Here is a 14,857-nt window from a genome sequence, read left to right on the forward strand (position 1 = left end):
TCGTCTTTTTATTTTGGTGCTTATAAGTTTACTTAATGACTCGATAAATCCTTTTAAAAACACAAATTGTCTACTCGATTGCCATAGGATAAGTAAACAAAACTCCAAGAGCAGCACAGAGGATTAACGCGCCAATGACTAACATCGCAATTCTGAAATTTCTGTTTTTAAATTGCGTTGAGACACCACCAAAGAACATGGCTGATGCAAAGAGCACCGTGAGCATGATGTAATTGTCAGAATTCTGGTTTGCCTGTCTTGCCTCCTCAAACTTCTGATCTGATTCTTCGCGCAGGCGTTTTGCTTCCTGTTCAAGTTCAAGGCGATATTCCTCCGTAACAAAAGGATGCAGCGGCGCCTGGGAATTCTGGAATGGTTTTGTGGCAAGCCATGCATCGGTTGCCCGCTTTAATTCCGGTCTGAAGCGGTTGTAAAAAAAATCCGCAAGAGAATCATTGTGTTGTTGTTTGCCTTTGAGGTACTCAATAAAAAGCATCGAATCCATCCCGCGCATTTGTCCAGCGCGTATGGTATTTTCCGAACTCTTGCGCTCCAGGGTATTCACCGTACTGAGCTGAAATGCCTGAATCCCACTCCATCGTGTGGCCTGGTACGCGCACCATGCTGAAGATATCGTTGCCAGTGCAATAATAATGGTTGTTGCTAATTCCATGAAATGTTTTAAGCGTTCATTTTCTTCGGGTGTGTCTTCTTTTGCCATAATCACCCATCCTCAACTATTCAGTTCCAAGAAACGCCAAACGAAGTTGACTCCTCTTATACCCAGTGTTTCCTTTTTGACGGTTTCATCGCGGATCCCATCGAAGTATTGGGCAGTTTTAATGGCTCGGCATTTCGTGATGCCCACCGAATTGAAAGCGCATGGCCGACAGCAGCTTGTCGGCGTAATCCGCTTCGCCGCGCGAGGTAAAACGTGCATACAACGCGCTGCTCAAGACCGGCACGGGTGCACCCTCATCGACAGCGGCGAGGATGGTCCAGCGGCCTTCGCCAGAATCGGACACGTGGCCCGCAAATTGTTCGAGAGTCGGGTCGTCCGCCAGGGCAATCGCGGTAAGATCGAGCAGCCACGACGCGATGACGCTGCCGCGCCGCCACACTTCGGCAACGTCGGCCAGATTTATATCGTATTGATAGTGTTCGGGATGGCGAAGCGGTGTCATTTCGGCGCTGGCTTGTTGATTCTGTTTGCCCACGTTGGCATGCTTGAGAATATTCATGCCTTCAGCATAGGCAGCCATGATGCCGTACTCAATGCCGTTGTGGACCATCTTGACGAAGTGTCCCGCGCCGTTCGGCCCGCAGTGCAGGTAGCCGTCTTCCGCAGTGCCGCCGAGTTTTTCGCGGCCCGGCGTTCGATCGATCGTGCCTCGTCCCGGCGCCAGCGTCTTGAAGATCGGGTCGAGGTGCTGGACAGCATCAGTCGGCCCGCCGATCATCATGCAATAGCCGCGATCCAGCCCCCACACGCCTCCGCTCGTGCCGACATCCACGTACTTGATGCCCCTGGCCGCCAATTCCCTGGAGCGGCGAATATCGTCTATGTAGTACGAGTTGCCGCCGTCGATCACGATATCCCCAGGTTGCAGGCGCGCGCCCAAATCCTTGAGCGATGCATCGACCAACGCCGCCGGCAACATCAACCACACGACCTTAGGCGTTTTCAATTTTCCGATGAATTCATCCATCGACGATGCGGCAATCGCGCCTTCGCCCGCCAATTCATTGACGGCGTCCGCACTGCGATCATAAACGACACACGTGTGCCCCCCGCGCATCAAGCGGCGCACCATGTTTCCCCCCATCCTTCCAAGACCGATCATTCCGAGCTGCATAGGCTTTCTCCTTTCTTGCCTCTAAATTCCTTTTGTCAGAAGACTGGGCTCTGTCTAGTGACAACCCGCCCCGTCAGTCCTGCTGGGCCGCTTTCATCAGACTCTGCACACCGGCGCCTGGCCCCGCGGCATTGTGAAACACCGACGTACCCGCGACGAAGACGCGTGCGCCGGCCTGATACGCCGCGCGAATGGTGTGCAAGTCGATGCCGCCGTCCACTTCCACCTCACACTGCGGATTACGCGCATCCAGCATCTCGCGCACTTGCCGGATTTTTCTCAGGGTATAGTCGATGAACGCTTGCCCCCCAAAGCCCGGATTGACCGTCATCACCAACACCAGATCCAGTTCTTCGGCAATTTCGTTCAGCGTGTGCACGGGCGTGGCCGGACAGAGGGCGACCCCCGCTTTCTTGCCCAGATGCCTGATGTGTTGAATCGAACGGTCGAGGTGAACGGTGGCTTCCTGGTGCACGATGATCAAATCCGCACCCGCCTTTGCAAAATCGTCGAGATAACGGTCGGGGTTAACGATCATCAAATGCGCTTCGAGCATGAGTGTCGTGGCACGGCGCATCGCTTCGACGAGGGGAAGCCCGAAACTGATATTCGGCACGAACACGCCGTCCATCACATCCACCTGAAAGCGATCCGCGCCACCCCGCTCGGCCGCCTGCACTTGCTCGTGCAGTTTCAAGAAATCGGCGGCCAGAATCGAGGGAGCAATTTTGGGCAGAGACATAGTCTTAAGCCCTCCGCGTGCAATAATGAACGCCACTCGCACCAGCAACAATCGAATCAATGGCGAGACCGATGAACAAACCATGCCCGACGATGCCCGCGCGTGAATTCAAAGGGGCTATCAGCTGTCGCGCCTCAGCGATGGGGCCAAAGTGGCAGTCAAGGATAATGTTGCCCGACTCGGTGACGAACGGTGTGCCGTCGCGATTTTGGCGAAGCGTGTATTTCGCAACCATCGATTCGAGATCACGCGCCAGCAACAAGCCCTCCCAACAATCCAACAATGAGATCTCCTTTAATTCCAAAACCTCTTCCCCGGACCACCAATCCCGTCAACCAACCTGGGATAATACCACTGATAATCCAAATTACAAAATTCATCAAATTTTCTCCTTTTCTATTTTGCATACTTTTTTAGCAATTTTTCTTTTGCATTTTTGTATTCTTTTTCCGTTATTATCTTTTTCTGATACGCTGTATCAAGATCTTGTAATTCTTGTCCAAGACTGGTATGAGTTGTTGTCTGTTTGATTTCTGCTCCACCACCTCCACAGCCAACAAGCTGAATACAACATGCACAATAGGCTATCATACAGCACAGGACTAAATGTCTTTTCATAAATAACACTCCTTTTATCAAATGTTTCAGTGATTCTTCTCACTGTAACAAGAATTAAATCTCAGCACTCAATACCAACCCGAGAACGCTGCAAACCTGGAAAACCAATGGCCGGTGAGAAAAGAAATAGTTTTTGTAGATTTATCTTTAATTCTCCCAAAAACTGTTTTTTATCATGAACGAAGAACGTTCGAGTCTTTTTGTGCCAAACAAACAGAATTCGGACAGGGGCTATTTGCCCATCATCCCCTGTTTGAGCGAATTATCCACTGGCTTTTCCCCCAACCAGATGGCAAACAGGGCCTTTTTAAAATCAAGCCCAGTGATGGTTCCCATCAGTTTTCCTTTAATCGATACGTTCACCCCTTCTCCCGGAGTATAAATCATATCATAGATGTCCCCTTTTCTGGCATCTTCTGTGAAGAAGGAATTAAACGTATCGGCTCTTTCCTTAATAGGCCCGGGGTTTCCCATGGTGGCATTGGCAAATCCTTCGTTCCACCCTTCAACCAGTTGTTTAAAGGAAACCCCGTCATAGATAAACTGTAACCGGATTGCCATCGGTTCATCAGCATCGACAATCTTTTGCGCATCACTCTCTCTTGTTCTGAGATAGAGTCCCCCTGCATAAGCCTTGACGAAAAATTTTTTGCGCAGTCCTGCCCCATTCAACACGAGCTGTTCCTTACCTGACATGATCGTGTCAGACAGGTTCACGCCACCGATTTCCTTAGCCTGTGCCGGCGTTATGATTGTTAATGCCAAAAATATTATGATAAGTATTTTTCTGATCATTATTAACTCCTTAACCAAAAGAATTTAACCACGAAGAAGACGAAGAAAAATTTATAAAAAAATAACTAATCAGCGTACTTTTGCCCACAATCAATATGAGTGAACAAAATGTTGATTCGGTAATCCCGAAGGGATGACATGATTATAGCATATTGTTATGCAATTACAATTAACCCCGTAGGGGTGGCATGGTATCATTACTTCCCCGATATTTCACCCCTACGGGGTTTAATTTGGTGGTGTGCATTTTTTTATAATCATGTCATCCCTTCGGGATTTTCCGGTCTTTCAGTTATCGATGAATAGTTACATAAAAATTGCTTTTTGCAAAGTAATCCTATACGGGTGGCACGGGCAAGCTCCTTGCTTGTCCGTGATTCGGCAATATTGCCTATTGTTTAATTCACAATAGTGTGGGAGCATTCCCGATCTTTTGTAACAGTTCATAGGGGTCAGGGCAAAACAACCCTGACAGGATTTCTAACTCTGTCAGGGTTAACACTACTGTACGTTTCGTTAAAACGTGGCAGAAGCCACAAAAAGTCGGGAATGCTCCCGGACAAACGGCGTTTGTCCGTGCCACCCTGTATACAATTCAAATTTTATAAGCATCTTGAGTATAGAGTATTAGTCTGTAAAAACTTCTTTTTAGGAAGATTTTTTACCTCCCCCTTCATCCCCTCCTTACGAAGGAGGGGAAAGAGGGGTGGTTAGCTTTGGTTGCGGCAGTGCTGCATTATGTAGTTATTCCACCGCATTTTTGCCGTAAAACTTCCCTGCTTTCCAGGTATTACCACGGCTTTAAGGTAAACGATCCGCGTTCCTTCACCTGATAGTCCTTTGGTGTCTTGGCGAGTTCCACACACTCGTTTGCCCAGTCTTTGATAATATCTTTTGCATGCCCCCACCAGGTGACGGCCTTCAGGTCAATGATACGCATTTGGGCCTCTTTGCGGTCGGCAAATATAAAGATCTCCTCCCCGGTTATGCTATCTTTCAGCCGTCCTTCGATTGCCACGCTTGGTCTCCCTCCTGCAGCAGCCGCTCCGCCTCCAACTGCTATTCCAGCAGGACCAAAGGCAGGGGCAGCCAGCCTGAGCGCTCCCAAAGTGGCCTTGCTTGGCACCAGTTCCACGATAGCCAGTTCAAGCACTACCGTTCGGGGACCCGATGAGCTAACTAATTTCCATCCTGGTCTCTCGTCTTTTTGAAATGCCTCGCTAAATTTTTCTTCCGTATACTGAGCTAGTTTAAGTGCATTTTCCTCAAGGTTCGTGTTACCTGGATTGGCGGCCTTCCAGCCGGTATTTTCCATGAGATACTCTGTGTTGACCGGAGCGATTACAATGTAGTCATAATCTTCCTTTTGAACGTCCGGCTTCACCCAGACCCTGTCAAAAGGGAATCGCTCTTTCTGCGGGGCCATACGTTCAGGCTCCTCTAAATATCCGGTATCCGGCGCAGGTGCAGTTTTGCAGCCCAACGGGATACCTAAAAGTGTTGCCCCCAACAAAATACATCCGCAGCTCGCGGTAATGCGTCTAACCATGGTTTCCCTTCTACCCATACTACTATTCTCCTTTCTTTTTTAATTAGGCCTTCGGCGACTTCCCCCCTGTTTCCCCCCGTTTACGAGGGGATTATGGGGGGTAATTGAAATTCCTTGGCATTAAATTAAACTTCAAAAATTATTCACACAATCCGTAGAGAATCAAGATTGAGATCCCCCCTGTTATTTAGTATTTTGGAAAACCCATTGCCATGCCATTGTGAGAAGTAGAGTGGTTGCAAAACGAAAATGAAGCAAACCCGGAGGGTTTCTCGCTGATACACTCAGAACAGAGACTCAATCCCTTGCTCGCAGAAAAACTTAAGATTGCTTCGTCGTTCCTCCTCGCAATGACAGTTGTATGCTCACTCATTTAAAGGACATGCTTGCGTGAAATCGGTATATAAAACGTTCATTCATGAGTTTAAACTGCTTGCGTCAAAAACTTTCATATGCGTGGCGCCATAAACCTTTATTTTAACTCTGCTAAAAGCTGCTGGAATTCCTCTGACCCGGCAAGTATACGATGGGCGGCATCACGCAGATCATCGACCTGTTTATCCGATAATTTGAACGATGTGGGCATACCTTTAAAGTAATGGCGTTCAGTCTCATCTCGTAATGCGTCAAACTTGACCTCAACGAGATAAAATTTGATGTCGCCGCATCCGCCCGGCTCCGTTGATATCAAACCGTCCCCACACCTGTTTTTCTGGACTTCTTCAGTCCATCGGCGGAAACTCTCCCTCAGCAACATAACAGTCTCGTAATTATATCTCGTAACCGATACGGAAGAATATGCGCCAAACATTGCGGATATGGTAGGAGCTTTCCCAAAAAGATTCCAATGGCTGCTTACTTCAGTCTCTGCATTCACCACAATAAAAACCACCTTATGGGTATTTTCGAGTTTCAGATATTTCAGCGTATTCCATACACTTCCGAAGGCAAGCACCCTATCAAGGGCTGCTCTCAGACCAAGGTTATCAGAGACTCCACCATCAACAAGATGGATGTATTTATGCTTCGCAGCATCCTGATAGACCTCTACATTACTCACCTGATGAAATGACCGTGACGAAATATCATGCTCCCTCCGCACCCTCTCTGCTTCTTCCGGGAGGGTAAAACCACAATCGTTGGAGTAATTACGAAGGGTGATGGGGGTGAGGACAACAGGCACGGCAGATGATGCCGTTACTGCACGTGCAACAGGATAACTGGACAAATCAGAACAGATTATATCAAAGGCGTCCTGATGAAATGTAACTCGTATACCCGTTACCATATCCGTTGCGTTAATATGGACCATAGGGCCTTTCCTTGCTGCCATATCCTGAAAGGTTTTTTTCTCAAAAAGGATCTTATCGTAATATTCCGCAGCAAGGTCGCTCCGTTGAAAAAATGGAGAGGAGAGGCGTACCCAGTTGTCTGGTCGTATCAAAATCCTTCGGGTAAGGCCGCCCTGCACGTTCTTTTTCAGGAATTTTTGATCGAAATCCTCAAAGATACGGTCACCAAAGAGGCCGTAGTACGCAGCCGTGAAACTACCTCCCGATACACCAGAAATACCATCAACTTCATGGAGAAGCATCCGTTTTTCTCCGTTTATGGTTACTTCTGTATTTCTCAGTTCTTCAAGGACACCATAGGAAAAGGCAGAGGCCCGTGTACCGCCACCTGAGAAGCTGACAAGCAAGAGCAATTCGTCTGAATTTCCAGGCTGGCTCATGAACTTTCCACGATAACCACTGTTTGGATCAACCGTTGCGAGGGGTTTATTGACGGGATAATGCATACAACCTGAAATTAAAAAAACGATGATAAGAATACTGACACACATGCGGAAAGGCTGAAACATTTTACCCATTGCTATTCTCCGATGATTAATAATATTCCTTTGTTCAACACTATTGTTTATGTGTGAGTTATCCCTGTCAGGGTTTAAAACCCTGACAGGGTTAGTTTTATTCATATTTTTGCTACTTTTACATTATCCTCCTTTCTCTATAAAACATTTGTCATTACCCCCATCGATATTAAGGCTTGAAGAATCATCTGTATTCCCAGCGCAACCTGCAGCACCCCGAGCACACTGTCAAGGATTTGCAGTGCCCTTCTAATACCAATAAACTTTAATATTTTATGAGCAAACAGCATTGCAAATAAGTTTAAAAGCATAATCGCCAGCAGTATACCAATAATCCCAATCTGCCGTGCAGCATCCCCCTATGCTGTTGTCATGACTATAATAAGAATTGCAATTCCATATGGGGTGACAATCGTGGGAAAAGAAAGTGGAGAAAATGCCATAGAGAGCGTTGGCGCGGATGATAGTGTTCCATTCCGGTGTAGGGATGAATACATCCGCATGACCATTTGTAACGCCACCAGGAAAAGAATTATTCCCCCCGCAATCAATATGGCAGAGATTGAAATATGCAGGTGTTGCATAACTCTTTGACCTATAAAAGCGGCTGCAAGACAACCAATGGTAGAGATGAGGGTAGCAATGAGCGCACGTCTACGCCGAAACCTTGCATCAGCATCCCTGGTCATCTTAACAAACGGACCCAAAACTTCGATAGGCCCCAGCATGTGTAAAAAAAAGATAAATATCCCCGACAGATTTAAGAGATAGCGCGTCTGTTGACCACTTAAAGCGGTTGTCTGGGGCTGATTGACGGAAGTTGTTTGTGCCGTTGCCGAAAACATAACGATGAGAAAAAATATAATAATTGCAACCAGAAAAAAACCCACTCTTTTCATAGAGAATTCCTTTCTTTGTTATTCAGAGCAAACCGATCATCATGCATTCTGAACCCGGTCACGTGCGATTATTTCCATTCTGTTTTAATCCGATAATTTTGTAACTATTCAGCGTATTTTCGCCCACAATCACTACGGGTAAACAAAATATTGATTAGTAATCCCGAAGGGATGTCATTATTATAGCATATCGTTATACAATTATTGTTAACCCCGTAAGGGTGGTATGGCATCATTATTTTCTCGATATTTCACCCCTGCGGGGTTGAATCTTGTGGTGTGTGTATTTTTCTATAATCAAGTCATCCCTTCGGGATTTTCCCGTCTGTTTGAGGGCTTTTAGCGGGGCAGACAGGCGCCGAAAATGACAAAACCCACATCATCGCCTGATGCCGTTACTACAGCCCTGCCCGTGTCCTCTGAAATTGCCGCCGTCCAGCCAACGCCATCCCGTACATTCTCTATACCATCATCTGCCCCTTGCAGGATTAATTTCCCATCGATATGTTCCAGGCGTTTGATTACGGTATCACGTCTCCCTTTAATCGGAGGTAATGGGCTAATGGTCATTTTCTTGCAATCAATTATGAGAAACTGAGGCATCTCCATCTCCTCTGCCGTTACTATGTGGGATTCACCGTTTGGCGCGCACTCAAGAACGGTTTTTACAGAAAAGAGTAATGGTTTGGAACCGTCATAATCGCCCGCATGTAAAACATGTGAAGCAAGGCATGCAAATAAAAAAGGTATCATCATTAATTTTATCGCTTTCATAAGTTTTCTCCATTCTCTATTTAACTGTATATCCTTTGGCCTCAAGACATGCGCTGTATGCGCGGTTATACTCGTTGATTTTCTGATTCGTTTGGGATACCTGCTGCCTTTGTATCTGCTCTGCCTGTTTTCTCTGACTTCGGCTCCTTAAGCCACCAAAGGCGCCACCAGAAACTGCGCCAATCGCAGCGCCCTTGCCTGCATCTCCCGCAATAGCGCCAATACCTACACCAACCAGTGCGCCTTTCGCCGCTCCTTTTACTGCCCCACCACCGGTACTACCCTGACTCGCAGGTGTTTGCTGGGTGGATACAACCATAGGGTCAAACCCCGTCTGTTGTTTTGCCCAGGAATAGCACTCAAACTTATCCTTTTCCATCTGCTCCGGGCTCTGGCCCTTTGCAGGGTAGATAATCAGGTTCTGGGCCAGCACTGAACTCATGGTGCATGTCGCTACGAATAGCACGCTCCATACATAGATTATTTTCTTCATGTTGTTCTCCTTTCAGGAAGCCTTTTAGATTAATATAAAAAGTCAGCGTTGTCCGGTTAGAAATTTGCATGTCCTGTTTTATTGCACTCGAGATGTCATTCCCGCATGTTTTTAGCGGGAATCCAGGAGGTTTAGGGTTCACTGGATACCCGATAAAAACGTTCGGGTATGACAAAACCGTACATGCAAATTTCTAACCGGACAACGCTGATAAAAAGTATACTATTTACTCATTTAAGAATTTTTCATTAATACCCGTGATGAAAAATCGTAACACTTTAGTTTTTTGAAAAACTATCAAGGCAAAGCCTTGTGCTGATTTCGCCCCGGAGGGGCAAATTGCTCATAGGCAGGCAATTTATTGCCTGTGTTAATAGAAAGATAAAAATAAGCCCTGTAGGGGCGAATGAAGATTATGGATACAAAATCGTCTCAATCGTCCCTACGGGACTGTATTTCTCTTTGATAAAAATACAGGCAATAAATTGCCTGCCTATTGCCTCACGTCCCTATAGGGACTTAAAAAGCACAACTCATCTTTCAAAAAACTAAACTGTTTCGAAAAATCTATTTCACCTTCTCAATCTCTAAAGCAATTTCGCGACTCAATTTTTCAAATGTCCGGCTCATGGCCTCTACCATCATACAATAACTATTTTCGCTTGCTTTTTCTGTAAATTCTGAGGCACGTGTTATAAATTCTTTTTTTCCATGATCGTCTGATATTGTCCAACGCGACTTCATGGTAACAGCATCACCAGGTATGACGTCTAAACGGATTATTTCAACATGGATCCAGTAATTGACAGAATCATCAGGAATCCAGGGATGGGCAAAAACACGGTCGGTCGAAAGCAGGAGAGAGAGGTTTTCAGCGAGAACCAAAGATATATTTTCTCTGAGAGAGCCTGCCCACCGGTTAAATTCGTCAACCTTCAGTTCGCTGCGGCTGCCTCGGGTTACCAATTGCGACCTGTCTAAATAGTCAGGGATTTCAATGGAACCTATTCCTATTGTAACATGCCGCATCGCATCTGAACCCTTCTGTTGTGCCTCCTGCTTTTCCATGGAATTCAGGATATAAAACCTTGATGGCGGAGTACTCGCGCATCCGATAATGACTGCGAGAGCTCCCATAATGATGAAACGGGGAAAAAATGAAACTGCATAATTTTTCATTGAGAAACGCCTCCCTATAAAACCAGTATTGTCAAATATTATTACCTGACCCGGCCGTTTCGGAAAAGATACAATCCGAAGCGCGAAATTCTCGAGTCAGCCCAGTCAGGGTTTTAAATCCTGACTGGGTTCATTTTATCGGTATTACCCGTTTATAAAACCTTGACACTATCGTCGGGGCTTTCCTTTGAGAATGGAATCGGGGTGCTGCTGGAGATACTCTGTTAAGGACTTCATAGAGCGGCCTGCCTCGGAAAAAGTAGTAAGGGTTTTTTCTGTTTGCCTTAAAGTCGCTTGCATATTCTCAAGTGTGTTCTGGGTAATCTCGGACGTCTTTGTGACATTCGTTATAAGTGGATCCATCTTTTTATCGATGTGCTGGATGAGTTTTCTTACCGAATTCAGGGTAAGATTTAGTTTCGTAACAATTTCCTTAATAGGAAGATCATGGATTGTCTTTCTAAATTCCTCGAGAGGAGTGGAAACTGTTGGAATTTCGGGATATTCTTTTATGAAACTAACAAATCTGGCAGGCTTATCAGGGAAAAAATCAAACGCGATCATGAGCTGACCGGTAACCATACTCTGCATCTGAAGTTGTGCCCTTAGTCCCCTTTCTATAAGCAGTTTTAAATTTTTCTCCGGCTGCCGTTCAGCGATGTCAGTTCTTTCGATTTTTTCCGGTTCAAGTTCGATGATCACTGGTATCCGGAGAGAGTCGTCGGCAGGGTCGTAAATCAAACGGATTTCTTTCACAGCACCTACCTTCACCCCTTTGAAAATAACCGGCGCACCTTCATTGAGGCCCTTAATAGAACCCTCAAAGAATACCACGGCATGAAACGTCTTTTTCAGGAATTTGCCAGAGCCAAAAATAAGCACCGCTATAACCAGCAAGGCTATAGCCCCTATTACAAAGGCGCCAATAAGTGTTTTATTTGCCGGTTTACTCATTTTTCCCCCCTTGTTAAAAAACTCATTACTGTCGGATCCTTTGATTCTGCAAGCAGTCTTTTCGGGTCGCCTGATGCGATGATCGTCTTTGTATCGGGGTCGAGAAAGACCGAGTTGTTCCCGATTGCAAAGATACTTTGCAGTTCATGGGTAACGACTACTACGGTAGCGCCAAGACTATCCCGTAGTTCAATGATAAGATCATCAAGAAGCCGGGCGCTCACCGGATCGAGACCTGCAGAAGGTTCATCAAAAAAGAGGATATCCGGATCCAGCGCCATTGCCCGTGCAAGTCCTGCCCTCTTTCGCATTCCCCCACTTATTTCCGAGGGATAAAATTCTTCAAACCCTGCGAGTCCTACCAGCGCAAGTTTTAACGATGCCAGCTCGAGAATCTGGCTCTTGCTGAGGTTTGTATATTGTTCAAGCGGAAGCGCAACATTTTCTGCCAATGTCATGGAACTCCATAATGCACTGCTCTGGTAGAGGACGCCAATCTTTCTCATAATGCGGTCTTTTTGCTGAGGATCCCCTTCCCAGAAATTTTCGCCGTCATAAAATACCTGTCCGCGCAAAGGCTCCAGCAGTCCTATGAGCACCTTCATAAGCGTGCTTTTCCCGCAGCCGCTCCCTCCCATAATGATAAAAATATCGCCCTTGCTAACCGTGAAGTTCATATCGCTTATCAGCACAAAACTGCCGTATCCCATATCGAGGTCGCGCACCACTATCTTTGCTTCCTGTCCCGTACTTCCTCTTTTTTGGTCCATATTCAAATACCAAGGACTTCACAAACAAGGGTAATGATCGCCGTTGAGACTATGATACTCACAATGCTCGTCACCACTGCTGATGTTGTGGCAGACCCAACCGCAGACGCGCTCCTTCCGCACTGCATACCTCTCAGACATCCGGAGAGTGCGATGAGCACGCCAAATACCGCACTGTGAAAAAGTCCTACCCAGAGATGGGTGAGAGCAACTGCCAATTTTGTCTGATTGTAGTATTCCATAAAATTAAGATCGAGCATGAACACGCCCACAATCATCCCGCCTATGATGCCCATGAGGTCTGCATACAGGCAAAGGAGTGGCATCATGAGAGTCAGGGCAAGCATTCGGGGCAGCACCAGGAATTCCATCGGTGATATACCCAGTGTTTTGAGCGCATCCACTTCTTCATTCACCTGCATTGTTCCAATCTGTGCGGCAAACGAAGCGCCTGTACGGCCTGCCATGATAATGCCGGTCATAATCGCCCCCATAACCCTGACCATGGCTATTCCCACAATGTCCGCAACGTAAATCTGTGCGCCAAACAACTTCAATTGCAAGGCGCCTACAAATGCAAAGATCAAACCTACCAGCGCACTGATCAGTGAAACAATGGGGATCGCCTGTGCGCCACTCTCCTGGATGACATTCATAAGGTCCGTGTGGCGGAAATTCGCCCTGCCACAGAGTAACTTTCCGAAGGCAAGCGCTGCCTCGCCGATGAACGCAAGCATTTCCTTCGATGTCCGTATGAAATCAAATGTTGAATCAGCCACCCTTACGAGAAAAGATTTCTTTTCTACCTTCCTGGTTATTCCCTTCCGCTGGCGTTTCGGTGACGCAAGATCGAGAAGCTTCTGCACTCCTTGTGGAAGGCCTTCCATCTGGATGTGGATATTGTGCTTTGTACAAACATCAAAGACCTTTGATAAGAATATGAGCAGGCTGCTATCCCAGTTGGTAAGATTCTTTGTATCGAAATTGATCGTACGGATTGTTGTGAGCGATTTTATTTCATTTTCGAATAATTCAATTACAGGGAGTGATGTTTCCAAAAGCCAGTTCCCACCAATATGAACAACAAGGGTGTCTTGTGGTGGATGGCTAAAACGTATCTCTGAATTATTCTGCTGTTTTGTATGCATGAAGAACCTCGAATTTATCCAATATTTTAGATAAACTATTCTATACTCTTGGATTTGTTTTTTCTTTTTAGTCCCCCATCCAATTTCTTTATAATGATTACGGAAAAATCATTTCTCTCAGGATTAAGCACACTTATAGAAATTCATTTGCCATTAACTTATATACAAATCCAATGCTTATGCTCGTAATTTAAATTATATGCGCAAGAAAAATGCCAATAGATTCAAGTTACCATCAACAACCTATTTAACCCTTTAATTCTATTAATTTATTGCTAGTGGACGGTGCACTTGCCGATGGGGTCTATTAACGGGATAATGCACACAACCCCATATGAAAAAAATAGTTGTAAGCATCCCCGTCCACAGAAAGGAAAGATATGATACCCCCTTTCCATAACGATATCCTTCTATGACTTAACGTAAGCAAATAGCTTATTTACAATACGTAAATATTTGTCATAGGGAACGGAAAGGCATATCAGGATACGCCATTGTGTAGAACAGATTGTGTGAAGGTGTTTGCTGGTGAACCACAGATAAGGATAAGAATCTTGTAAAATTTATCCATCATGAACTCATGAACCTTATGGTCGTAATAAATAACCGTCTTGGTCTCAGGCAATACCTCACGGAACTTGGGGAGATAGGCCTTGCGGAGCTTCAGCGTCAGGGCCTCGATCTTCATGTACTCATCAAGTAGTTTTTTTTGTATTCATTGATTTCTCCCCTTTATTATTTGTATTGTTGATTGTTTGATTTTCAAAACGCTACGACAACATGGCAATGCTACCGATGGCGTAGGGAGGCACAAACACTGCCCAGTGCGGCGGAGGAACGAGAAAGCAGCGGGCCAACGCGACGAATGCGAGTACAGCTGACACAAACATCAGTTGCCCCGCCTCCACACCCGCGTTGAAGAACAACAGCGCCGCCGGAATGTGCCCGTGCAGCAACCCGAAGGTAAACGCCACAATCCACGGCGCCTGAGCGGTGATGCCTTCACGGCCCTGACGGGTGCGAAGAATTTCTGCCGCAACGAATACGATGCTCAATGCAATGACCGCCTCAACCGGTGCAGACGGCACATGCACAAAAAGGAAGATATCAAATGGAGAGTATTATTGAAAAAGAGGGCGGAACGGTGCGTCTTATAAGCCAATCAGGATTTACCGAACCGATTCAGGGAACAGATTACAGCGAAAAGGCA

The 14,857-nt window shown here is 46.1% G+C and carries 18 protein-coding genes; 1 reads left to right on the top strand and 17 read right to left on the bottom strand.

The features are described 5' to 3' along the window. Positions 1-70: 70 nt before the first annotated feature. From E3K36_01905 to E3K36_01955, 11 genes are all read right to left on the bottom strand, one after another. Positions 71-721, bottom strand: a complete 651-nt coding sequence (locus tag E3K36_01905) for a hypothetical protein (protein ID MCF6154007.1) — start codon at positions 719-721, stop codon at positions 71-73. A gap of 118 nt (positions 722-839) precedes the next feature. After that, entirely contained in the window at positions 840-1,856 is a 1,017-nt protein-coding gene (gene gnd / locus E3K36_01910) for a decarboxylating 6-phosphogluconate dehydrogenase (GenBank protein ID MCF6154008.1), read from the bottom strand. A 73-nt stretch (positions 1,857-1,929) separates the two neighbouring features. After that, positions 1,930-2,592: a ribulose-phosphate 3-epimerase gene (gene rpe, locus E3K36_01915; protein MCF6154009.1), complete on the bottom strand. Its 663-nt coding sequence runs from the start codon at positions 2,590-2,592 to the stop codon at positions 1,930-1,932. 10 nt (positions 2,593-2,602) lie between these two features. Next, entirely contained in the window at positions 2,603-2,857 is a 255-nt protein-coding gene (locus E3K36_01920) for a hypothetical protein (GenBank protein MCF6154010.1), read from the bottom strand. 137 nt (positions 2,858-2,994) lie between these two features. Beyond that, a complete protein-coding gene (locus E3K36_01925) occupies positions 2,995-3,216 on the bottom strand; it encodes a hypothetical protein (protein ID MCF6154011.1) in 222 nt (73 codons plus the stop codon). Positions 3,217-3,447: 231 nt separating this feature from the next. Further along, entirely contained in the window at positions 3,448-4,011 is a 564-nt protein-coding gene (locus E3K36_01930) for a chalcone isomerase (protein ID MCF6154012.1), read from the bottom strand. A 790-nt stretch (positions 4,012-4,801) separates the two neighbouring features. Then, positions 4,802-5,578, bottom strand: a complete 777-nt coding sequence (locus tag E3K36_01935) for a DUF3313 domain-containing protein (GenBank protein MCF6154013.1) — start codon at positions 5,576-5,578, stop codon at positions 4,802-4,804. 454 nt (positions 5,579-6,032) lie between these two features. After that, on the bottom strand, positions 6,033-7,430 hold the full coding sequence (locus tag E3K36_01940; GenBank protein ID MCF6154014.1) for a patatin-like phospholipase family protein: 1,398 nt from the start codon (positions 7,428-7,430) through the stop codon (positions 6,033-6,035). Between the two features lie 359 nt (positions 7,431-7,789). After that, positions 7,790-8,329 carry a hypothetical protein gene (locus E3K36_01945; protein ID MCF6154015.1) on the bottom strand — a complete coding sequence of 180 codons (540 nt, stop codon included), beginning with the start codon at positions 8,327-8,329 and terminating at the stop codon, positions 7,790-7,792. Positions 8,330-8,668: 339 nt separating this feature from the next. Then, entirely contained in the window at positions 8,669-9,103 is a 435-nt protein-coding gene (locus tag E3K36_01950; protein ID MCF6154016.1) for a hypothetical protein, read from the bottom strand. A 16-nt stretch (positions 9,104-9,119) separates the two neighbouring features. Then, positions 9,120-9,596, bottom strand: coding sequence for a glycine zipper family protein (locus E3K36_01955; protein ID MCF6154017.1), 477 nt, complete (start codon positions 9,594-9,596; stop codon positions 9,120-9,122). A 339-nt stretch (positions 9,597-9,935) separates the two neighbouring features. Between E3K36_01955 and E3K36_01960 the strand changes: the two genes are divergently transcribed. Further along, a complete protein-coding gene (locus E3K36_01960) occupies positions 9,936-10,148 on the top strand; it encodes a hypothetical protein (GenBank protein ID MCF6154018.1) in 213 nt (70 codons plus the stop codon). Between the two features lie 15 nt (positions 10,149-10,163). Here E3K36_01960 and E3K36_01965 read toward each other — a convergent pair whose 3' ends face one another. The 6 genes from E3K36_01965 to E3K36_01990 all read right to left on the bottom strand — a co-directional run bounded on the left by E3K36_01965 (position 10,164) and on the right by E3K36_01990 (position 14,753). Next, complete coding sequence (locus E3K36_01965; protein ID MCF6154019.1) at positions 10,164-10,775, bottom strand: membrane integrity-associated transporter subunit PqiC; 612 nt, start codon at positions 10,773-10,775, stop codon at positions 10,164-10,166. 168 nt (positions 10,776-10,943) lie between these two features. After that, positions 10,944-11,729, bottom strand: coding sequence for an MCE family protein (locus tag E3K36_01970; protein MCF6154020.1), 786 nt, complete (start codon positions 11,727-11,729; stop codon positions 10,944-10,946). Further along, positions 11,726-12,499, bottom strand: coding sequence for an ATP-binding cassette domain-containing protein (locus E3K36_01975; protein ID MCF6154021.1), 774 nt, complete (start codon positions 12,497-12,499; stop codon positions 11,726-11,728). The genes E3K36_01970 and E3K36_01975 overlap by 4 nt, the downstream gene beginning before the upstream one ends. Positions 12,500-12,501: 2 nt before the next feature. After that, positions 12,502-13,647 (bottom strand): ABC transporter permease, encoded by a 1,146-nt coding sequence (locus tag E3K36_01980; protein ID MCF6154022.1) that lies wholly within the window; start codon positions 13,645-13,647, stop codon positions 12,502-12,504. A 481-nt stretch (positions 13,648-14,128) separates the two neighbouring features. Then, complete coding sequence (locus E3K36_01985) at positions 14,129-14,335, bottom strand: hypothetical protein (GenBank protein MCF6154023.1); 207 nt, start codon at positions 14,333-14,335, stop codon at positions 14,129-14,131. A gap of 82 nt (positions 14,336-14,417) precedes the next feature. After that, positions 14,418-14,753: a hypothetical protein gene (locus tag E3K36_01990; GenBank protein MCF6154024.1), complete on the bottom strand. Its 336-nt coding sequence runs from the start codon at positions 14,751-14,753 to the stop codon at positions 14,418-14,420. Positions 14,754-14,857: the final 104 nt, after the last annotated feature.

This window comes from Candidatus Brocadia sp. (assembly GCA_021646415.1).
Lineage (GTDB): Bacteria > Planctomycetota > Brocadiia > Brocadiales > Brocadiaceae > Brocadia.